General features: G+C 71.9%; 19 protein-coding genes, 2 tRNA genes and 1 riboswitch. Of the genes, 6 read left to right on the plus strand and 15 right to left on the minus strand.

What is annotated here, in order from left to right; all coding sequences use genetic code 11:
• Window positions 1-32: 32 nt before the first annotated feature.
• The 4 genes from dgoD to ACZ5XZ_RS36435 form a co-directional block, all read right to left on the minus strand.
• Window positions 33-1,178, minus strand: a complete 1,146-nt coding sequence (dgoD, locus tag ACZ5XZ_RS36420; RefSeq protein WP_468986278.1) for a galactonate dehydratase — start codon at window positions 1,176-1,178, stop codon at window positions 33-35.
• Between the two features lie 163 nt (window positions 1,179-1,341).
• Entirely contained in the window at window positions 1,342-2,046 is a 705-nt protein-coding gene (locus ACZ5XZ_RS36425) for a FadR/GntR family transcriptional regulator (RefSeq protein WP_468986281.1), read from the minus strand.
• A 145-nt stretch (window positions 2,047-2,191) separates the two neighbouring features.
• A complete protein-coding gene (locus ACZ5XZ_RS36430; protein ID WP_468986283.1) occupies window positions 2,192-2,938 on the minus strand; it encodes a DUF4383 domain-containing protein in 747 nt (248 codons plus the stop codon).
• Window positions 2,939-3,272: 334 nt separating this feature from the next.
• Entirely contained in the window at window positions 3,273-4,658 is a 1,386-nt protein-coding gene (locus ACZ5XZ_RS36435; protein WP_468986284.1) for a hypothetical protein, read from the minus strand.
• A 141-nt stretch (window positions 4,659-4,799) separates the two neighbouring features.
• Here ACZ5XZ_RS36435 and ACZ5XZ_RS36440 point away from each other — a divergent pair.
• The 4 genes from ACZ5XZ_RS36440 (at window position 4,800) to ACZ5XZ_RS36455 (ending at window position 6,269) form a co-directional block, all read left to right on the plus strand.
• Window positions 4,800-4,871, plus strand: a tRNA-Val gene (locus tag ACZ5XZ_RS36440).
• A 197-nt stretch (window positions 4,872-5,068) separates the two neighbouring features.
• Window positions 5,069-5,404: a tautomerase family protein gene (locus ACZ5XZ_RS36445; protein WP_468986285.1), complete on the plus strand. Its 336-nt coding sequence runs from the start codon at window positions 5,069-5,071 to the stop codon at window positions 5,402-5,404.
• A 76-nt stretch (window positions 5,405-5,480) separates the two neighbouring features.
• Window positions 5,481-5,549: transfer RNA gene (locus tag ACZ5XZ_RS36450), tRNA-Ser, on the plus strand.
• A 219-nt stretch (window positions 5,550-5,768) separates the two neighbouring features.
• Complete coding sequence (locus tag ACZ5XZ_RS36455) at window positions 5,769-6,269, plus strand: VOC family protein (RefSeq protein WP_468986286.1); 501 nt, start codon at window positions 5,769-5,771, stop codon at window positions 6,267-6,269.
• A 29-nt stretch (window positions 6,270-6,298) separates the two neighbouring features.
• Here the strand turns inward: ACZ5XZ_RS36455 and nicT are convergent, their stop codons facing one another.
• The 3 genes from nicT to ACZ5XZ_RS36470 form a co-directional block, all read right to left on the minus strand.
• Window positions 6,299-7,450 (minus strand): Nickel transporter NicT, encoded by a 1,152-nt coding sequence (gene nicT, locus ACZ5XZ_RS36460; RefSeq protein WP_468986334.1) that lies wholly within the window; start codon window positions 7,448-7,450, stop codon window positions 6,299-6,301.
• 31 nt (window positions 7,451-7,481) lie between these two features.
• A riboswitch (cobalamin riboswitch) is annotated at window positions 7,482-7,697 on the minus strand.
• 127 nt (window positions 7,698-7,824) lie between these two features.
• Window positions 7,825-8,673 carry an alpha/beta fold hydrolase gene (locus ACZ5XZ_RS36465; protein ID WP_468986289.1) on the minus strand — a complete coding sequence of 283 codons (849 nt, stop codon included), beginning with the start codon at window positions 8,671-8,673 and terminating at the stop codon, window positions 7,825-7,827.
• A gap of 73 nt (window positions 8,674-8,746) precedes the next feature.
• The gene (locus ACZ5XZ_RS36470) at window positions 8,747-9,364 is read right to left on the minus strand and encodes a MarR family winged helix-turn-helix transcriptional regulator (RefSeq protein ID WP_468986290.1); all 618 of its coding nucleotides are present in this window, start codon (window positions 9,362-9,364) and stop codon (window positions 8,747-8,749) included.
• A gap of 93 nt (window positions 9,365-9,457) precedes the next feature.
• On the opposite strand from ACZ5XZ_RS36470, the gene ACZ5XZ_RS36475 reads away from it, so the two are divergent.
• Window positions 9,458-9,880 (plus strand): hypothetical protein, encoded by a 423-nt coding sequence (locus ACZ5XZ_RS36475; RefSeq protein ID WP_468986292.1) that lies wholly within the window; start codon window positions 9,458-9,460, stop codon window positions 9,878-9,880.
• On the opposite strand, the gene ACZ5XZ_RS36480 is transcribed toward ACZ5XZ_RS36475, so the two are convergent.
• Together ACZ5XZ_RS36480 and ACZ5XZ_RS36485 are read right to left on the minus strand one after the other, a co-directional pair.
• Window positions 9,834-10,490: a nucleoside/nucleotide kinase family protein gene (locus ACZ5XZ_RS36480; protein ID WP_468986294.1), complete on the minus strand. Its 657-nt coding sequence runs from the start codon at window positions 10,488-10,490 to the stop codon at window positions 9,834-9,836. The genes ACZ5XZ_RS36475 and ACZ5XZ_RS36480 overlap by 47 nt on opposite strands.
• Before the next feature lie 84 nt (window positions 10,491-10,574).
• The gene (locus tag ACZ5XZ_RS36485; protein ID WP_468986295.1) at window positions 10,575-11,033 is read right to left on the minus strand and encodes a cupin domain-containing protein; all 459 of its coding nucleotides are present in this window, start codon (window positions 11,031-11,033) and stop codon (window positions 10,575-10,577) included.
• Between the two features lie 93 nt (window positions 11,034-11,126).
• Here ACZ5XZ_RS36485 and ACZ5XZ_RS36490 point away from each other — a divergent pair, with 93 nt between their 5' ends.
• Window positions 11,127-11,738 (plus strand): TetR/AcrR family transcriptional regulator, encoded by a 612-nt coding sequence (locus ACZ5XZ_RS36490; RefSeq protein WP_468986297.1) that lies wholly within the window; start codon window positions 11,127-11,129, stop codon window positions 11,736-11,738.
• A gap of 16 nt (window positions 11,739-11,754) precedes the next feature.
• Here the strand turns inward: ACZ5XZ_RS36490 and ACZ5XZ_RS36495 are convergent, their stop codons facing one another.
• From ACZ5XZ_RS36495 to ACZ5XZ_RS36520, 6 genes are all read right to left on the minus strand, one after another.
• Window positions 11,755-12,936 (minus strand): methyltransferase, encoded by a 1,182-nt coding sequence (locus tag ACZ5XZ_RS36495; protein ID WP_468986298.1) that lies wholly within the window; start codon window positions 12,934-12,936, stop codon window positions 11,755-11,757.
• Between the two features lie 206 nt (window positions 12,937-13,142).
• Window positions 13,143-13,745, minus strand: a complete 603-nt coding sequence (locus tag ACZ5XZ_RS36500) for a GNAT family N-acetyltransferase (protein ID WP_468986299.1) — start codon at window positions 13,743-13,745, stop codon at window positions 13,143-13,145.
• An 82-nt stretch (window positions 13,746-13,827) separates the two neighbouring features.
• Window positions 13,828-14,472 carry a DedA family protein gene (locus ACZ5XZ_RS36505; protein ID WP_468986302.1) on the minus strand — a complete coding sequence of 215 codons (645 nt, stop codon included), beginning with the start codon at window positions 14,470-14,472 and terminating at the stop codon, window positions 13,828-13,830.
• Between the two features lie 183 nt (window positions 14,473-14,655).
• A complete protein-coding gene (locus ACZ5XZ_RS36510; RefSeq protein ID WP_468986305.1) occupies window positions 14,656-15,120 on the minus strand; it encodes a DoxX family protein in 465 nt (154 codons plus the stop codon).
• A gap of 78 nt (window positions 15,121-15,198) precedes the next feature.
• Window positions 15,199-17,163, minus strand: coding sequence for an FAD/NAD(P)-binding protein (locus ACZ5XZ_RS36515; RefSeq protein ID WP_468986307.1), 1,965 nt, complete (start codon window positions 17,161-17,163; stop codon window positions 15,199-15,201).
• Between the two features lie 206 nt (window positions 17,164-17,369).
• Complete coding sequence (locus tag ACZ5XZ_RS36520; RefSeq protein ID WP_468986308.1) at window positions 17,370-19,094, minus strand: alkaline phosphatase D family protein; 1,725 nt, start codon at window positions 19,092-19,094, stop codon at window positions 17,370-17,372.
• Window positions 19,095-19,234: the final 140 nt, after the last annotated feature.

Raw genomic sequence — 19,234 nt, forward strand, 5'->3', positions numbered from 1 at the left:
CGCAGGGGTGGGGCGCTTCGGCCGGCACCTTGTCACCATTCCGCAAAGCCCCCGTCCTCGTAGCGCCACATCGGGTTCCGCCAGGCGTGCCCCCGCTTGTCCGCCGCCCGTACGGCGGCCTCGTCGACCTCCACACCGAGCCCGGGGCGTTCGGTGCGCAGCAGCGACCCGCCGTGGAAGCGGAACGGCTCCGGGTCCGCGACGTAGTCCAGCAGCTCGGCGCCCTGGTTGTAGTGGATGCCGATGGACTGCTCCTGGATGAGGAAGTTCGTTGTGGTGAAGGCGACTTGGAGGCTGGCGGCCAGCGCCACCGGGCCGAGCGGGCAGTGCGGGGCGAGCTGCGCGCCGTACACCTCCGCGAGCGCGCCGATCCGGCGCAGCTCGGAGATACCGCCCGCATGCGAGACATCCGGTTGGAGGATCGCGACGCCGGACTGGAGTGGAGTCAGGAACTCTCGCCTGGTGTAAAGACGTTCACCGAGTGCGAGGGGGACGCTGGAGGCGTTGACGAGATCAGGGAGGGCCTGCAGGTAATCACCGAGCACCGGCTCCTCGACGAACATCGGTGCGGTCTCGGCCAGCAGGGGGAGGAGCCTGCGGGCGTTGGCGGGGGAGACCCGGCCATGGAAGTCGAGGCCGAAGTCCCGTTCCTCACCGAGGACTTCGCGTGCGGTCTCGGCGCGGAGCAGGCATGCGCTTACCTCGGCGCGGGTCGCCACCGGGCTCATCCGGCCGCAGCCGTTCATCTTGACGGCCGTGAAGCCCGCCTCGATCTGCGCGGTGATCGCCTCTCGGATGGCCTGTGGTTCGTCGCCGCCGACCCATGCGTAGGCGCGGATCCGCTCTCGGACCGGCCCGCCCAGCAGTTGGTGGACGGGGACACCGTGGCGCTTGCCCTTGATGTCCCACAAGGCCTGGTCCAGACCGGCGACGGCGGACGACAGCACCGGCCCGCCCCGGTAGAAGCCGCCCTTGGTCATGACCTGCCAGTGGTCCTCGATACGCGCCGGATCCTGCCCCAGGAGGTATGCGGACAGCACCTCCACGGCCGCCCGGACGGGCTCCGCCCGCCCCTCGACCACCGGCTCGCCCCAGCCTACGAGGCCCTCATCGGTCTCCACCCGTACGAACATCCAGCGCGGCGGGGCGAGGAACGTCTCGATGCGGCTGATCTTCATGGACCGGACCGTCCTTTCGGCGTGCTCGGCGTAGGGCGGGACGTGGGTCCCCGGCGGGCCCGTGCGCGATCTACTGCCCGCGGGGGACGTTGCCGTAACGGGGAGAGCCGTCGCCGCTGCCCCCGGGGACCGGGGCGCCACGCCCGGCCGGGCCGGCCCAGGCCTACGGATGCTCCCGCGCCGACTTGTCCAGCAGTTCGAGCATCGCCATGTACGCGCCGTCGACGTCCCGGTTCCGTACGGCTTCGACGACCGCGGCGTGCACCGCATGCGGATGCTCGAAGGCGCGATCGGCGGCGAGCACCGCCCGGTCGCGCTCGACGAGCACGGGCACGATCACCCGGTGCATCTGCGCGTAGAAGCGATTGTTCGACGCGATCAGCATCGCCGTGTGGAAGGCGGCGTCGGCGCGTACGAGCAGCGCCGGATCGTCATCGGTCGCGGCCATCGCGCTCAGCGCGGCGTCCAGTGCGGCCAGATCGTCGTCGGTACGGCGCTCGGCGGCGAGCGCGGCCGCGGCGGGTTCGATGGAGCGGCGCAGTTCGAGCACGTCGGCGAAGAAGTCCGAGGACACCCCGGCCGCCAGCTTCCACCGCAGCACGTCCGTGTCCAGGAGATTCCACTCCTCCCGGGGGCGGACGAAGGTGCCGCGCTGCTGATGGGTGCCGAGGAGCCCCTTGGTGGTCAGTACCTTGATCGCCTCACGCATTACGGTCTGGCTGACGTCCAGCTCCGCCATCAGCTCCGGCATGAGCAGGCTTTCCCCCTCCCCGTAAGTGCCCTGGAGGATCCGCCTGGCGAGCGCTTCGACCGTCGCGCCGTGCGCTCCGTGGCCCGCGGCGGAGGCGGCGCGCTCCGACCGGCTCATGGTGCTGCTCCCTGCTCCCCTGCCCCTGGTCCCCGTGCCCCCGTCTCTCCCTGCCCCGAACCACCCGCCGCCTGCCGCCACCGGTCGTCAGGGCGTACCGAGCACCCCAAATCCCACCTCGGTACGCCCTGGTCCCTCGCCCCGGTCAGGTCCCCTTGCCGCCGGAGTCGCCCGCGCCGGTGCCCGTGCTCCCGGAGCCGGCACCGGTGCTCCTTCGGGTGATGCTGCTACTGGTACCGGGTCCGAACGAGCCGCGCCCGGCATGCGGGGCGCCCTGCATCTTCCGGCGCGCCACCAGCCGGCCGGCCGTCATGCCGGCTGCCGGATGCATCTGCCCGCGGTCGAACTGTTCCGCCTCCTCCGGGTGCCGGGCGCGCCAGTACGGGTTGTCCTCCGGGAGACCGCCGCTGACCCGTCCGTACATCCCGAAGACCAGCAGCATCAGCCCGACCACGAAGCTGAACAGGACGTTCTGGATGCGGAAGGCGAGGAAGTTCGCGCCGGTGTCCAGCAGCGCCAGGTTCACGAATCCGCTCAGCAGGAAGAGGCCGCCGAACACGATGTTGAGGGTCGAGGCGAAGTTCCCGCCGATCACCATGCCGACGAAGAGGATCGCTCCGACGACGATCGACAGCACGCTCAGGGAACCGTTGGTGTTCAGCCCCGCGACGGTGTCGCCGCCGGTGTCGAAGAAGCCGATGTGGTGGGTCAGTCCGAGGATGCCGAATGCGACCAGTACCAGGCCCATCAGCCCGGCGCCGATGCGGTAGACCTTGCTGAGCCCGTGATCCACGGGCAGATGCTCGTCGAGCCGGGCACGACGGTGCCCCTTGGCCCGGTGGAACCGCCCCATGGGCCCGTGCAGGGTCTGGCCAGTAGCCCCAGTAGCCATGTCCGGCCTCCTTCGCGCAGATGTGCCGCCTGGGCCGTACTCAATCTCCAGGATCCGCCCAAGGGCCGCTTCACGCCATCGCACCTGGAAGAACGTCTCCAGAACGGGGCCACCTCTGAGCCGTACGACACGACCGCCCACCCGCCGCCCACGGCGAAGCCCAGCAGCGGGACACGCCCACACCGGCCAGCTGGAATCACCCCCCCCCGTAGAAGGCCCAGCAGGGGGCGCGCACCTTCATGGGCGGCGCTCGGGCAGGGGGAGTGCACACCTCCATGGGCGCGCGCCCCGGCAGGGAACGACAGTTGGCGCCCCGTGGGCGAAGCCGACAGCCTCAGCCGGCGGTCCCCGCCGCGCCCCTGGCGTCCCGGATCTCCTGCACCACCCGGGACGCCGTCTGCCGTACCGCCTCGGTCTCCGTCAGGAAGTGCCACCAGTCCGGATGCCGCCCTTCCAGACCGGCGACCGCGCGATCGAGCCGCGCCACCGCGTCGTCCAGGGGGCGGGCATGCCGCGGGTCGGGGGTGCTGCGTCCGGCCATCGCCAGCCGCTGCGCGTCCCGGAGGGCGAAGCGGGTCCGTTCGACCTCCTTCTGCCGGTCGAACGACACCGCATCGAGCCGTTGCAGCCGGTCACCGGCCGCAGACACCGCGTCGTCGGTGGAGTCCAGCAGCGCCCGAACGGTCGCCAGCCGGCTCGTGGCATCCGCCCAGCGCTGCTCGTCCCGCGCCTGCTGCGCCTCCCGCAGCTTGACCTCGGCCTGCTCCACGGACTGCGCCGCCTGCTCCGGTACGTGCTGCAGGTCCTGCCAGCATGCCGCGCTGTAGCGCCGCCGCAGCTCGCTGAGGACCGGATCGACCTTCCCGGCGCGCGTCGTGATCGCCTGCGCCCGGGTCCGCAGCGACACCAGCCGCTTGTCGATCTCGGCGGCCTTCGCCGGCAACCGCTCGGCCTCGGCCCGTATGCCCTCGGACTTGCGGAGCACGTCGTCGGCGCGCCGGATGGTCTCCTGTACGCCGTGCTGCCCGGCGCCCTGATTGAGCTTGGTCAGCTCCGGCCCGAGCGCCGCCAGCCGGGCCGCGAGATCGTCCGCCCGCATGCCCTGGGCCCGGACCGCGTCCAGGGCGTTGCTCGCCGCCAGCAGCGCCTGCCGCGCCCGCTCCACCGCCGGGGCGAGCTGCGCGAGCTGCGTCTCGGCGGACTGCAGCAGCGGCCCCAACCCCTGCGCGAACCGGTCGAGGTCGCCCTTGACCCGGTCCAGCTCCTCCTTGGCCCGCGTCAGATCGGCCCGCGCCCGTGCCACCGCGGCGCCGTCCAGATCGTCACGGTCGAGATCATGGGAGTCGACCGCGGTGATGTAGCCGTGACTCACCTCGTCGATCCGCCGCCCGAAGCCCTCGTAGTCCGCCGCGGCCCGCTGCGCCTGAGGGGAACTGTCCACCGCGGTGATCGTCTCTATGGAGATCCGCAGATCCCGGTGTGCGGTGTCCAACTCGTAGAACGCCGCCGCCGCGGCGTCCTTCGCGGCCTGCGCATCGGCCCGCTGGCTCTCCCCGCGCCCGAACCAGCGACGAGTCCCCCCACCGGCGAACGCCATCGGGGCCAACGCGATCAACAACGGCAACGGCAGCAACGCGAGCGTCACCGCATCCCGGACCGGGCCTCCACGCGCGCGACGGCGTTCTCGCTGCTCATGCGGCTGCGTGTGTGTCGCCGTCACTTCCCTCTCCCGATCGGTTCGCCCCAGGACGGATGCCATTCTCCCACTCACCGGAAACGAACACACCGGCCGGTAAGTTCGCACTTCGCGCACTGGTTTGCAGTTCAGCCCCGAAGGCAAGGTAGTCTGTCGGCTCGACCAGGGCGCATAGCTCAGCGGTAGAGCGCTGCTCTTACAAAGCAGATGTCGGCGGTTCAAATCCGTCTGTGCCCACTCACCGCGCAAAACGACGAAGGCCCAGGCCGTCCGATATGCACTCGGATTCCTGGGCCTTGATCGTTTGTTGCCGTGGGTGCGCGGCTCGCCCAGTTCCCTCAGCGTCATGGCGTCGGCCACGGACGTCAGCTCCCCCGGTAGGGAAACAGGTGCACCGACCTTGGGCTCCAGGGGTCTGCGACACTGGTAGCAGCATGTCGGCGCGGCTCGCCGGCGTCCTTCTCCCCGAAGAGGGCGCGAAGCCCACACCGCATTCGGCCCTGGTGCCCAAAGCGGCATGGCGGCTCGATCTCACCATCTGTGGGAGGCATCCGATGCCATTCATCGACATCAAGGTGATCGCCGGAGTTTTCACCCCCGAAGAGAAGCAGAAGATGGTCGAAGATGTCTCCGAGGCGTTGATCGCCATCGAAGGTGAGGCACTGCGACCGGTGACGCATGTGGTGGTCACCGAGACACTCAGCGGCGAATGGGCCGTCGGTGGTAAGGCCCTGACAGCCGAGGACGTTCGGGCCAAGAGGGCCGGCTAGCCCAGCCGGTAGGGCCCTTCGGGCTCCTGTCGGTCGCCGGGCAGCAGTACATCCGCGGCCTGGAGGCCTGCCCCGAGGGCATCGGGTTGGCGGCCCAGCCTTTCCTGCCAAGTAGATGTCGCAGGTTCGAATCCTGTTGTGCCCACAGTGGTGGACCGTGAGGTCAGTGGCCTCCGACTTGTTTGAGTCGGGGGCCGTTTTCGTGCCCGGGGGCGGTGGGGTGGCGGGGGTGAGGGTGAGGGTGCTCCGCGGGCTAATGGGGGCTGTTGTTTGTGGGGTGTGGGGCGTGTATCGTCCCACGTAGTTTGAAGTTTCAAGTAAATGGTCCACGCGGTGTCGTGGTGGGAGATCGGAGAGCGGGTTCATGGCCGTACGACGGCTCAATCACGCGGTGTTGTACGTCCGGGATGTGGCGCGGGCTGTTGCTTTTTACGGTGAGGCGCTGGGGCTCACCGTGGATGTGGAGATACCGGGGCGCGCGGCCTTCCTCAGCGCGCCCGGCTCGCTGAACGATCATGACCTGGGGCTGTTCGCGGTAGGGGCGGGCGCGCCGGGGCCGGAGGCCGGGCGCGTCGGGCTGTACCACCTGGCCTGGGAGGTCGGCACGCTCGGCGAACTCGCCGCGGCCGAGGCGCGGCTCGGCGAGCGCGGCGCGCTGGTCGGCGCCACCGACCACCTCGTCTCCAAGTCCCTGTACGCCAAGGACCCGGACGGCAACGAGTTCGAGGTGATGTGGCGGGTTCCGCGGGAGGACTGGCCGGGGCCGGAGGAGGCGGACCGGCTGCGGCCGCTGGATCTGGCGGTGGCGCTGAGGCGCTGGGGGCCGGATCTGGTGACGGGCGCCGCGGCCGGCTCGGCCACGTGAGGTGAGGCGCGGCCCGCGCGCGCCGTGCCTCAGGAGTCCGCTACCGCTGCCGCCTGCTCTGCCGCCTTCGCCCGGTCTGTCGCCTCCGCGCGCTGTGCCCAGCGCTTCTCCACGCCGCTCAGTCGCCAGTACGCCAGCGCCGCGGCCCACACCACGACGAACAGGCCGACGATGATGAAGCCGACATTGTCGAGGTCGAGGGTCGAGATCCAGCCGGTCAGCGGGTCGTCGAGGGCGAGTTTGTCGTGCAGCACGGTCACCAGCTCGATCGTGCCGATGAAGAAGGCCACGGCGATCGACAGTCCGGTGATGGTGAGGTTGTAGTAGACCTTGCGCACCGGGTTGGAGAACGCCCACTGGTAGGCGAAGTTCATGAACGTGCCGTCGAGGGTGTCGAACAGGCTCATCCCGGCGGCGAACAGCAGCGGCAGGCACAGGATCGCGTACCACGGCAGGCCGGCCGCGGCGCCGCTGCCCGCCATCACCATCAAGGTCACCTCGGTCGCGGTGTCGAAGCCGAGTCCGAAGAGGAAGCCGAGCGGGAACATCTGGCCGGGGCGGGAGATCGAGCGGGTGAAGCGTCCCAGGAAGCGGTTCATGAATCCGCGCGAATCGAGGCGCTGCTCCAGCTCGGCCTCGTCGTACCGGCCGTCGCGCATACCGCGGAAGACCCGCCAGATCCCGGCCAGCGCGATGAGGTTGAGGGCGGCGATGAGGTAGAGGAACGTCCCCGAGACCGTGGTGCCGATGGTGCCGAGGATCTGGTGGGTACGGGATTCGTCGTTGAGCAGGGTGCCGGCGAGCTGGGCGCCGCCCGCCACGAGGGCGGCCATCGCGACCACCACGCTGGAGTGGCCGAGCGCGAACCAGAAGCCCACCGAGACCGGCCGCTTGCCGTCGGCCATCAACTTGCGGGTGGTGTTGTCGATCGCGGCGATGTGGTCGGCATCGAAGGCGTGCCGCATGCCGAGGGTGTATGCGGTGATGCCGAGTCCGGCGCCGAAGACCTGGCTGCCCACGGAGTAGTGGTGCGGGACGACGAGCAGGAAGAGCACGCCGAAGGCGACGACGTGCAGGCCGGCTATGACGGCCATCAGGCCCGCGGTACGGAGGGTGTCCTGCCGGCGCCAGCGGAACGCGGCGGGGGCAGGGGTGTTCGGGGTATCGGTGGACAGGGCCATCCGGCGGTCACGCTCCAGCACCTCGTGGATCAGTTCGTGAGATGCCGTGGCCGGTCTCCTGGCTTACGGGTGCACGCGTCCGTCCCCGCCTTCCCGGCCGCGGGCTGCGGTCAGTGGCGCCGTACGCGCGCCGTGCGCATACGGAAAGGACTGGAAACTCCCCGATCACAGTGGCGAGGGCCGCTCCGGCCTGGGACCACAAGGTCCGGCACCGGTCTTCCCGAACACCACGGCTCGATCACTCTATCTGCCGAGGAGGGCGGGAACTGCCGAGGAGGACGGGTGGAGGTGCGGGCCAGTGGCAGTGGACTCACGGCCGGTGGTCACCGGGAGCGCCGAGGCTCCGGCGGGGCCGGTGGGTCAGAGGCGCCGGGTCAGTAGTCCAAGGACGAGAGGAAGGCGTGCAGTTCGCGGTCGAAGAGCCCGGTGTTCTCCAGATTGACCATATGGGCAGCGCCCGGTATTCGGACTCTTCGGGCGCCGGGGACGGCCAGCGTTATGGCGTGGGCGTTGGCGGAGATGTCCGTACTGTCGAGGTCGCCGTCGAACACGACAGTCGGCACCCGGATCTCGCCCAGACGGTCCGCAGCCCCGACTTCGAGGGGCATCCCGGCGCCCAGCCCATCGGCATGCACCTCCACATTGGCCGCGGCCGAGGCGCGCATCCGCTCACGGAACCCCGGGTGCACGGCGGATGGTTCGCGATGCGGACCGTCCACCCACATCCGCAGGAAGTGCTCGACATAGCGATCCGCGCCGTCCGGTGCGCCGATGGCCGCGACCTGCTCCTTGATGTGCTCCAGGACGAAGGGGTCGGTGAAGGGGCGGCCGCTGATGCCGGGGGAGGCGAGCGCGAGGGCCGTCACCCGATCCGGGTGGGCTATCGCGGTGTCGAGGGCGACCCGCGAACCGTGTGAGAGGCCGACGAGGACGGCGCTGGGGGCGTCGAGCGCGTCCAGGAGGGTGCACAGGTCGTCGTGGTTGGCGTAGTCCCCTTCCACCGTGGAGGACAGGCCGTGGCCGCGGAAGTCGTAGCGGATCGCGCGGAGACCGGAGTTCACCAGCCAGGTGAACTGTTCGTCCCACATGTGCTGGTCGAGCATGCCGCCGTGCAGCAGTACCACCGCGGGGCCCGAGCCGGCCGTCTCATAGAACAGCTCGCCGTCGTCGACCGGCACGAGGCCGTTGTCGACCTCGGACCAGTCGGTGATTGCTCGGGTCATGCTCCGGACCGTCCTTTGTGCGTGGGATGCGTGGAGTGGGTGTGGATTGGGGTGGATGGGCTGGCGAGGTTGGCTAGGTGGTGGTTGTGTCGATCTTGTCGTTACTGTCGCTGCTGTCAGTTTTATCCGGTGGAATGTGTGAGCCGTTCGCCAGGTGCCGGAATTCCTCGCCGAGGCGGTCGAGTACGTGCAGGGTCGTGCGGACGTCCTCGGCGGTCAGGTCGGCCAGTCGCTGCCGCAGCTCCGTCGCCTCGAACTCCTGGATCCCGCGTATCGCCGCCGCGCCCTCGGTGGTGAGCTCGATCAGGGAGGAGCGGCGATGCGCGGGGTTGGGTGCCGTCACGACCAGGCCCAGCTCCGCGGCGTGGTTCACCCAGCGCTGCACCGGCTGTCTGTCGAGCCCCATCGAACGGGCCAACTGCGGCACGGTCCTGGGGCCTTCGCTGTGCAGGGCGTCCAGCAGTGCGTGTTCACCGGCGGTCATGCCCGTGCCGGTCAGCTCGCGCTCCACCGCGCGGACGACCGTCCGGTGCAGTGGCCATAGGCGTCTGATGACGCCGTACAGCAGATCCTCGGCGGGAGTGGACCCGTCGGTGCCCTCCGTCTCGGCGTCGCGCGTGGTGGAGCTGTGCGCTCCGGCGCCATTACCGCCGGTGTCATGCTCTGCGACATCCCCCTCATTGACACTCATGATGTCATGATGACATCGGTGATGTCGTTTGGGAAGGGGCTTGATGCGGAAAGGAGTTGATGGTGGAAGAGCTGATGAGGGAGAGGAGGGCGGATGAAGGTCGGTCTGTTGCGTGCGGTCGGGGTGGCTACGGTGGTGTACGGGGTGGCGGTGACGGCGGTGCCCGATCTGCTGGCGCGGCCTTCGGGGCTGGTCGACGATGAGGGAAGGGTCGGGCGGGCCACCCGGATCTCGTTGCGCCCGCTGGCCTGGCGGGAGGTGGCGAGCGGGCTCGCACTCGCGCTGGCGCCCGAGGGTCCGGCGCTGCGCACCGCCGCGTACATAAGGATCGCGGCGGATCTCGGGGACGCCGTCCTGGTCGGTGCGACGCTGCCGGGCCGGGACCGGAGGGTGAAGGCGGCCGCGGTGTCCGTGGGGTGGGGCGGGCTGTCGGTGGTCGGTCTGCTGGCCGGCGGGCGGCGGCAGGGGGTCAGTCGCCCGACGGGGGCGGGGCGACTTCGGGGGCGAAGGAGATGACGAGGTCGGCGCGGTCGCGAGTCGCCGCCACGATGCGGGCGTTGGTCTCGTCCGAGGTGTGCACGAACCGTTCGGCGTCGGCGCGTGGGCGCCCGAAGCGCTCATGGCGGTCGATCAGCCGCCGGATCCGCTCCGGGTTGTCCAGCTCCACGTACCAGACCTCGTCGAGCAGCGCGCGGACCCGTCGCCAGGGCGCGGAGTCGAGAAGGAGGTAATTGCCCTCAGTGACCACGAGCGGGATGTGTGGTGCGACGGCGATGCTGCCGGCGACCGGCTCCTCGATGCGGCGGTCGAAGGCCGGGGCGTAGACGGTGGCCTCCGGCTCCGGCGTGCGCAGGCGCGCCAGCAGCGCCTCGTACCCGGCGGGATCGAAGGTGTCGGGCGCGCCCTTGCGGTCCGTGCGGCCGAGGCGGCGCAGCTCAGCCTCGGCGAGATGGAAGCCGTCCATCGGGACGAGCGCCGCCTGCCCGGCCAGCTCCGCCACCAGGTGGGCGGCGAGGGTGGACTTGCCGGCGCCCGGTGGGCCGGTGATGCCGAGCAGTCGGCGTCGTGCGGGGGTTGCGGAGCCGGCGAGCCGGCGGGCGCGGGAGAGAAGGTGCCGGGGATCCATGATGGGTCCATCGTGCCTGAGCGGCGGCCGGTCGGCGGTGGATCGGCCCGGCTCCCTCGACGTCTCGGCCGTGGCCTGTGCGTCTCAGTCGTAGTACTCCATGCCGTAATTCGCGCCGATCGCGTTGAGGCGGTCGAGATCGGGGTGGCCGCCCTTCATGACGACCGGCCCGGCCTCGAACATGTCCTCCACGAACTCCTCCCAGCCGCCCGGCGACGAGATCTGCAGGCAGCGGGCGGGTGGCTGGGAGGAGTTGCGCATGGCGTGCGGGACGCCGTGGGGGAGCAGGGCACACATGCCCGCGGTCAGGCGGTGGGTGGCGCCGTCGAAGTCGACCTCCATCTCGCCTTCGAGGACGTAGACGAACTCGTCGGCGTGGTGGTGGACATGTGGCGGAATGTCGACGTCGAGCTGGTTCTCCAGGATGGCGAGCCGGCCCTCGGTGTCGCGCGTACGGGCCTTGACGCCGAATCCGGGCGGCAGGGGCACGCGGCCCGGGCGTCGTTCGCCGGGCTGCAGGACGAAGAATCGCTCCTTGGGCATGGTGATCGCCGGTCCTCTCCTGGTCGGTGAGCAAGCGGAAAGTGGAATCGGAATCCGATTCCGTTTGAGGAGCGTAGCAGTAGCATCGGCGATGTGGCAGCCTCTTCGACCTCTCCCACCCCGCAGCGCAGGCCGCGCGCCGACGCCGAGCGCAACCGCACCCGTGTGCTGGACGCCGCGCGGGAGGTGTTCCGCGCGCGAGGCGACGAGGCGCAGATGCCCGAGGTCGCCCGGGCGGCGGGGGTGGGCGTCGGAACGGTCTACCGGCACTTCCCCAGCAGGGCGGCCCTGATCGCCGCTGTGGGGGAGCAACGCCAGGAGGAGATCGTGGAGTTCGGGCGCACCCGCTGCCTGCCCAGCGCCGCGGCCGCCGACGGGCTGGCCGCCTATGTCGAGCACATCGGGGAGGTGCTGGACGCCGAGCGGGGGCTGTCCGCGTCGATCGAGGCGGCGTTCGGTTCCACCGAGCCGACCGGGGAGGGCCGCACGCAGGCAGAGACGGTCGCCGGCCAACTGCTCGCCCGCGCCAAGGACGAGGGCACGGTGCGCGCGGACGTCGAGGTGGGCGACGTGGTGATGATCGTGTGCGGACTGGCGGCGGTGATCCGTCACGACGCCGGTGACTGGCGCCGCTACGTCCGCAACGCGTGTGCGGGGCTACGGCCCCAGGGCGCGCCCGGTGGAGCGGGGGCGGACCGGGGCTGAGGCCGGGACGGGCGGGCTACCCGTCCGAGACCCCCAGCCGCCACAGCGAGGTGACCTCGGCCGCGCGGGCCTCATAGAGCGGGTCGGAGGTGTCGCGGGCGCGCGGATGGCGCGGGGTGATGTCGAGCCGGCCCAGGACCGTCAGGCCGGCCTTGGCGAAGGCGTCGAGAAGCTCGGCGTGCGGGCGCAGGCCGAGGTGTTCGGCCAGGTCGGAGAGGATCAGCCAGCCCTCGCCGTCCGGGGTCAGATGGTCGGCGAGGCCGTTGAGGAAGCCGTGCAGCATCGCGTTGCCGGGGTCGTACACCGCGCGCTCCACCGGGGAGGTCGGTTTCGCGGGCACCCACGGGGGATTGCAGACGACCAGCGGGGCGCGGCCGGCCGGGAACAGGTCCGCCTCGACCACCTCCACCTGCCCGGCGACCCCCAGGCGTTCGGTGTTCTCGCGGGCGCAGGCCAGCGCCCGCGGGTCCTGGTCGGTGGCCACCACGGTGCGCACACCGCGCCGGGCGAGCACCGCGGCCAGCACGCCGGTGCCGGTGCCGATGTCGAACGCCAGGTCCTGCGAGGGCAGCGGCGCCTCGGCGACCAGATCGACGTACTCACCGCGGGCCGGCGAGAAGACACCGTAGTGCGGGTGGATGCGGTCGCCGCCGAGCGCCGGGATCTGCACGCCCTTCCTGCGCCATTCGTTGGCGCCGATCAGGGCGAGGAGTTCACGCAGCGACACCAGCGAGGCGGCCGGGGCCGGGCCCTCGGCATCGGCATCGGCGGTCTCCATAGGAGCGGGCTCCGCGGGGCCGTATGCCCTGGTGCAGGCCTCGCGGACATCGGGGGCGCGGTGCAGCGGGACGGCGTGCGTGGCGTCGAGCGGGACCAGCAGCATGCCCAGGATGCGGGCGCGGTGGTTCTGCGCGGCGCGGTGCAGATGGAACGCCTGGGTGGCATCGGCGGGTGGCGCCTTGCGCGGGCGGCGGTCGATGCGGCGGGCCATCGCCGTCAGCAGCTGGCGGGCGTTGTGGAAGTCGCCCCGCCACAGCAGCGCGGTCCCCTCACAGGCGAGTTTGTAGGCGTCGTCGGCCCGCGTCCGGTCGTCCGCGATGACGATCCGCCGGGGTGGCGGGGAGCCGTTCTCGGAACGCCAACGGGCGGAGCGGGGCCGGTCGGCCTCGGTCCATTCGACGACCGGTGGTGGGTTCACCGAAGTGTGCCTCGCGTGTGTGGTTCGGCCCGTCCCGTGGGGTGCCGCTGCGGCGCGGCGTCCGGCACGCTCCGGGGAGGGCGCGGTGCGCTCGCGGGCGGCGGCGGGCGGGTGGTGTGACGCTCGACTTTACTCCGTATCGCCATCGGGCCTGGTCGCGCCGGTGTGGCGCACCGGGGGCGGAGGCCCGGCGGCGCAGGCCGGGGTCAGTCGATGCCGAAGGCCCCCGCATAGCGCACCGTGCCGCGCGGGGGTATGGAGCCGTCCAGGGAGAGCGCCATGAAGGCCTCGTCCGGCCAGGGCTGCGGGGGCAGGATGCCGAAGCGGCCGACGGCGGGCACGAACCCGAAGCGCGGGTAATACGGCGGGTGGCCCAGCACGATCGCGGTGCGCTCACCGGCGGCCCGCGCGGCCTCCAGCAGGGCGCGGATCACCGCACTGCCCGCACCGCACTTCTGGTACCCGGGCAGCACCGCGCACGGGGCGAGCGCGACGGCGGGGACCTCGTCGACATGGCAGCGCGTCAGCAGGGCATGGGCGGCCGGGGTGCCGTCCGGCGCGTCGGCGACGTACGAGAGCCCGGGCAGCCAGGCGGCTGCGTCGCGGCGCAGGGCGTCGACGAGATCCGCCTCCGCGGCCGTGTCGAAAGCGGCGAGATTGATCCGGCGGACGGACGGTATGTCCTCGGCGGTCTCGGGGCGGGGATGCCAGGGGCGCACCGCGCCGGGCGCGGGAGCCGTCGTCCCCTCGCCGGTGCCGGGCGCGCCGCCGGAGCCCTCCGTGCCGTCGGTGTCGTTCGTACCGCTCATGTCGTCATGGTCGCAGCCGGGTCTGACATCCGGCCACGGCATTTTCCGTACCGCTCCGCGTCTTCGCGTGCGGCGGTACGTGTCAGTGCGCGGTACGCCTCTCCGGCCGTCGCATCAGGAACACCGCGGCCGACCCGGCGGCGAAGAGGGCGACGACGGAGAGCGCGGTGCTCACCCAGGACGCGCCGAGCCACTGGCCGCCGAAGTAGCCGAGGCTCACGCTGTACGCCGCCCAGGCGAGGCCGGCCAGCGCGGACCAGGGGAGGAACTCGCGGACCGTACGGTGCGCGACGCCGGCGCCCAGGCTGACCACGGACCGCCCGGCGGGTGCGAAGCGGGCCAGGACGACGATGCCGCCCCCGCCCCGCGTCAGCGCCGTGCCGAGGCGCTTGTGCGCCGCCGTCAGACGGCGCGAGCGGCCGATGGCCCGGTCGAAGCGGTCGCCGCCGCGCCAGGCGAGCCGGTAGGCCACCATGTCGCCCAGTACCGAGGCGCCGGCCGCGCACAGCACCAGGGAGAGCATCTCGGCCAGATGGGCTCCGCCGTGGACGGAGGTGGCGACATCGACGGCGTCGGCCGCGGTCCCGGCGCCGGCGGCCGTGGTGGCCGCGGCGATCACCAGGACTCCGCTCGGCAGGATCGGGACGAACACGTCGAGAACGATCGAGAGGCTGACGATCACGTACACCCAGGGGGTGCCGCTGAGCGACCCCAGGCTTTCCACCAACGTGCTTCTCCCGCTCCGGACCCCGCCGCGACGTCGCTCGGTGCGGCAGGGGCGGCTCTAGCGCCATACAGCGTACGCCTGGCCCTTCCACCGGGTGGTGCGGGGTGGCGGTGCCGGCCGCCGAGAAGACGGCACGGCCCGTACGGCGCAGGTGCCGTACGGGCCGTGCGGGACACGCCGGGATCAGGCGGCGGAAGGCTCCCGCTGCGTGCTCGGGGCCGCCTCCTGCTCGCGCGCACCGAAGAAGACGCGGTCCAGCGCCCAGGAGCCGGGGCCGGTGAAGACGATCAGCAGGAAGGCCCAGGTGTAGATCGCGGCGGACTCGCCGCCGTTCTGGATCGGCATCAGCGCGCCGGCCTGGTGGACGGAGAAGTACGCGTACGCCATCGAGCCGGAGCTGACCAGCGCCGCGGCGCGGGTGCCGAGGCCCAGCATCACCAGGACGCCGCCGGCCAGCTGTATGACGGCGGCGTACCAGCCCGGCCAGGAGCCGGTGGGCACGGTGCCGCCCTGCCCCATCGCGCCGCCGAGCACGCCGAAGAGCGAGGACGCGCCGTGGCAGGCGAAGAGCAGCCCGATGACGACGCGGAAGAGTGCGAGGGCGTGCGGTGCCGTTCTCTGGGTGAACGAGTTCAACGGTGCGGACATGTGGGGACTCCTACGGCTTCTGGGGACGAAGGGAACCGTGGAGGCAAAGGTTAGGGAACCCTAAAGATACTTGCAAGTTCAAGCTTTGCTCATATGGGACCTTTGGACCGAAGCGGCCGACTTTGAAGCCGCCGAGCCCGAGCCCACGGGGCAGGCCCCGACCGCCGTCCGCAGCGCCGCCCGCGCCACCGCGTCCGTATCGGCCAAGGTGACGGAGCCCACCCCCGGGCGGGCCCCCGCCGCCGTCACCCAGTGCACGCCCTCCGTCGGCACCCCGATCGCGAACCGCCGCGGATGGCACCGTCCATCGGCCTCGACGAGGTGGTACGGGCTCGGCGACACATCGAGCCCACCGGTCTCGTAGCCGTCCGCGGTGTGCGGCCGGCAGCCGCCGTCGGCCAGCAGCCGGGCCAGCAGCTCATCCGCCGTACGCCGCAGATCCGGCTCCGGCAGCCGCGCCTCGATCAGCGCCGCCGCCGTCACCTCCGACCCCGGGACGTCCGGGGAGCACGCCGTGAAACCGGGCCCGTGGCCGTCCGCGGCGCCGGGCCGGACCACCATCCGGGGGCCGACCACCTCCAGTACCCCGGCCTCGACCAGCGCCGCCATCTCCGCTATCCGGCGCCGCGGCGGCCCGATGGACAAGAAGGCGTTGAGCGGGGTGTACCAGCGGTCCAGGTGGTCGCGGCGGGACGCGCCGGCCAGCCCGCCGTGGTCGACGATCTGCCGCAGTTCGTTGCGCAGGTCCCGCAGCACGTCCAGGGCCGCCTTGACCGGCCCGGACACGTTGTCCAGCCGGGCGTGTGCGACGTCCTCGCGCAAATGGTCCAGCAGCCACTGCCGGAAGGCGGCGCGGCCGGCGAACGAGCGCCCCGCGTGCGGCCGGGAGACCCGTTCCCAGTCCCAGCGCTCGGCGGGCGCGATACCGAAGGCGTCCAGCGCCGCGGCCTCCTCGGTGCTGCGGTGGGCGCTCCCCAGGAAGCGCTCCCGGAAGCGGTCGCGGAAGGAGTCGTCCAACGGGCCGGCCGCTTCCCGCCGCGCCAGCAGCGCCTCGTAGTAGACCGACTCCACTTCCTTGGCCACCAGGGGCCAGACCTCCGTCAGGAAGTCGGGCAGATCGCCGGATCCGGCGCGCTCGCGGAAGGCGGCGATCACGTCCGCGGTGAGCAGCAGCGGCAGATGACGGCCGTGCGCGCCCTTCGCGTTGTCACCGCGCGCGTGGTACGGAATGCCGCGCCGGGAGCCCGCGTACAGCCTGGGTTCGCGCCCGGACGGCAGATACCTCAGCGCGCCGTCCGCGCCGTGCGCGAACCGGCCGCCGCGCGCCGTCGTCAACAGCGCCATGTGATCGAAGAAGTTGAGCCCGAGACCGCGCAGCAGCACCGGGCGGCCCGGTGCCAGCGCCGCCAGATCGGTGGCGAGGTCGGCGGGGTTGGCCGGCGGCAGATAGTGCAGACCGTGCCCGGCGGCGTAGTCGGCGAGGCGCCGCTGCTCGGGGTCCGGGGCGGTCGGCAGATGGCCCTGGGCGAGCACCACCGCCCCCAGGCCGGCCAGCAACCGGCCGTCGTCGAGGGCGAGCGACTGCGTGCCGTCGGCGGCCTCGGTCAGCCGCACCGCGCGGGCGGTGTGCGGCACCACGGTCACCCCGTCGGGGGCGGTGCGCACCGTGTGCCGGAACACCCACTCCAGATAGCGGCCGTACAGCGCGCGCCCCGGATAGTCGTCCGGGCCGACGTCGCACCCCTCCCAGGCGTACAGGCTGGGCCCCGTGCGTATCGGACCCGCGCACTCGACGCTCTCGTCGGTGAACAGCGTCACCTGCGACGCCACGGTGTTCATCAGCAACTCGGGCGGCTGGGCGGTGCGCCACACCTGGCCGGCGCCGGGCGGGGCGGGGTCGATCACATGGACGGTCAGGCGGGCACCCGGGGCCAGTTCGGCGGCCGAGGCGCAGATCCGTTCCAGCACGCTCGTTCCGCGCGGCCCCGCGCCGACGACGGCGATGGCGGGGTGGTGGCGGTCGGCGATGCGGTCGGCGGCCAAGTGGGGCTCTCCCTGGGGCGGGGCGGGCGGCCGGCGCGCGGGCGCGGCCGTCGGTAAGTTCGGGCGACGAGCAGAGGTGCGCACCATCATCACCGCCCGACCCGCCAGTGCAGCACCCGGAGGGGCGGAGAATTCGGCCACATCGCGGAGCGGACGGCGGCCGACTGACGGCCGATCAGCGGGCTGCGGGTGCCGGACCGCCCGGATCATCCATGATTCGGGCGATCGGTCTCGGGGACGGACTCGCTCACCTCGCCGTTTTCCCCGCCGACACGGGTATCGGTCGCCATCTCACGCCACACCGTGACCAGTCGGACGTTTCCGCTCCGCTTCTCCCGGCGGGCCTGATCCAGCGCGATCCGCGCGGTACGGCCCGCCAGAGTCAGCGTCATCAGCTGATTGCCGAACCAGGGGCCGCCCGTACGCCGCCACTTCACCGGCGGCCGCCCGAGCCGGCCGTGCCGGGCCACCAGCTTGCCCAGCCACCGGCCGGCCCGGCTCCAGCCGAACCGGAAGCCGGCCTGCAGCGAACCGGGGATGCTGTTGTGGACGGGGGAGCAGGTCAGCTGCAGCACCCGGCTCGTCGGCCGCCGCCCGGCCTCGCGCCAGTGCGGCTCCGCCACGTACGCGTGGTGCACGTCCCCGGACAGCACACAGACCGTTGCCGGGGCCTTCGCGCCGGAGCCCGCCTCGGCGATCAGATCGGTGAGCGCGGCGAACGAACCGGGGAACGCCGCCCAGTGCTCCAGATCGGCCCGCTGGCGCAGGAACTCGCTGCCCCGGGCCCAGCGGGGCCCGCGTTCGCCGGCGCACAGCGCGGCGTTCCAGCCCTCCGCGGCATGGATGAGATGCGGCAGCAGCCAGGGCAGCGAACTGCCCAGCAGCAGGTGGTCGTAGCCGCCGCGCCCGTCCAGCACGGCCTGGCGCAGCCATTCGCCCTCGGCCTTGTCGAGCATCGCGCGGCCGCCCTCGTCAAGGACGCGGGTGGCGCGGGTGTCGATCATGACCAGGCGCACCCGGCCGAAGTCGCGGCGGTAGCTCCAGCGGGCGCTCGCCGGATCGGCGTCCGCGCCGGCCGCGAACTCCCGTATCAGATCCGTGCCGTCGTCCGCCGCCCGCACCTGGGCGTACAGCTCGTCGGCGGCCAGCTCCGAGGGCGGGAGGTTGCCCAGATGCTGGTACACCCAGTACGACATCAGGCCGCCCAGGATGCGCTCGTGCCACCAGGAGGTCGCCCGCATCCGGCTCAGCCACGCGGCGGAGGTGTTCCAGTCGTCGATCACATCGTGGTCGTCGAAGATCATGGAGCTGGGGACGGTGGACAGCAGCCAGCGGACCTCCGGGGCGAGCCAGGACTCGTAATAGAGGTGGGTGTACTCCTCGTAGTCGGCGACCTGTTTCCACGGCGGCCGGCTGATGTCGCGGTGCTCGGCCAGCTTCCGTGCGGTCGCCTCGGAGGTCTGGTCGGCGTAGACCTGGTCGCCCAACAGCAGTAGCACGTCCGGGCGTTCGCGGGCGGGATCGGCGGCCAGAGTGGCGGCGAGGGTGTCGAGCGCGTCCGGGCCTACCGGGTCGTGGGCGGCGGTCGCGGGGGTCGCGGACCAGCGGCAGGAGCCGAAGGCGATGCTCAGCGGGGCCCGCCCGGAGGCCGTGAGGGTACGGATCGTGCTCTGCGGGAACCGGCCGTCGGGCAGCGGCCAGACCTGCTGCTCGTCCAGCAGGACCTGGTAGGGCGTCTCGCTGCCGGGCGTCAGGCCGGTCACCGGGACCAGCGCGTAGTGGTGGCCGGCCACCTGCCAGGTGTGCTGCGCACCGGACGCCCCGTCGTCGCAGCGGATGCGCACCACGCACGGCCGGTCGGTCTCCACCCACACCGTCGCGCTGTCCGCGTCGACGTAGCGCAGCAGCGGCCCCAAGCGCAGTCCGGCCATCGGTGCCCTCCCGTTGTCGTGGCTCAGAGGATAAGAGCACAACAGGGGCGGCGGTCCACCGGCAGGAGGGCGGGGGGGGGGGACGAAGGAAAGGGTGGCGGGGGGGGCGGAGGGGAGGTCGCCGGCGAAAGAGCGAGAGG

It is taken from the genome of Streptomyces sp. NPDC033270 (genome assembly GCF_055576575.1).

Excerpts from the sequence above, each read along its gene's own strand:
- dgoD (WP_468986278.1), bottom strand. The coding sequence starts at position 1,178 with ATGAAGATCAGCCGCATCGAGACGTTCCTCGCCCCGCCGCGCTGGATG.
- ACZ5XZ_RS36425 (WP_468986281.1), bottom strand. The coding sequence starts at position 2,046 with ATGAGCCGGTCGGAGCGCGCCGCCTCCGCCGCGGGCCACGGAGCGCAC.
- ACZ5XZ_RS36430 (WP_468986283.1), bottom strand. The coding sequence starts at position 2,938 with ATGGCTACTGGGGCTACTGGCCAGACCCTGCACGGGCCCATGGGGCGG.
- ACZ5XZ_RS36445 (WP_468986285.1), top strand. The coding sequence starts at position 5,069 with ATGTCGGCGCGGCTCGCCGGCGTCCTTCTCCCCGAAGAGGGCGCGAAG.
- ACZ5XZ_RS36455 (WP_468986286.1), top strand. The coding sequence starts at position 5,769 with ATGGCCGTACGACGGCTCAATCACGCGGTGTTGTACGTCCGGGATGTG.
- nicT (WP_468986334.1), bottom strand. The coding sequence starts at position 7,450 with ATGGCCCTGTCCACCGATACCCCGAACACCCCTGCCCCCGCCGCGTTC.
- ACZ5XZ_RS36465 (WP_468986289.1), bottom strand. The coding sequence starts at position 8,673 with ATGACCCGAGCAATCACCGACTGGTCCGAGGTCGACAACGGCCTCGTG.
- ACZ5XZ_RS36470 (WP_468986290.1), bottom strand. The coding sequence starts at position 9,364 with ATGAGTGTCAATGAGGGGGATGTCGCAGAGCATGACACCGGCGGTAAT.
- ACZ5XZ_RS36475 (WP_468986292.1), top strand. The coding sequence starts at position 9,458 with ATGAAGGTCGGTCTGTTGCGTGCGGTCGGGGTGGCTACGGTGGTGTAC.
- ACZ5XZ_RS36480 (WP_468986294.1), bottom strand. The coding sequence starts at position 10,490 with ATGGATCCCCGGCACCTTCTCTCCCGCGCCCGCCGGCTCGCCGGCTCC.
- ACZ5XZ_RS36485 (WP_468986295.1), bottom strand. The coding sequence starts at position 11,033 with ATGCCCAAGGAGCGATTCTTCGTCCTGCAGCCCGGCGAACGACGCCCG.
- ACZ5XZ_RS36500 (WP_468986299.1), bottom strand. The coding sequence starts at position 13,745 with ATGAGCGGTACGAACGACACCGACGGCACGGAGGGCTCCGGCGGCGCG.
- ACZ5XZ_RS36510 (WP_468986305.1), bottom strand. The coding sequence starts at position 15,120 with ATGTCCGCACCGTTGAACTCGTTCACCCAGAGAACGGCACCGCACGCC.
- ACZ5XZ_RS36520 (WP_468986308.1), bottom strand. The coding sequence starts at position 19,094 with ATGGCCGGACTGCGCTTGGGGCCGCTGCTGCGCTACGTCGACGCGGAC.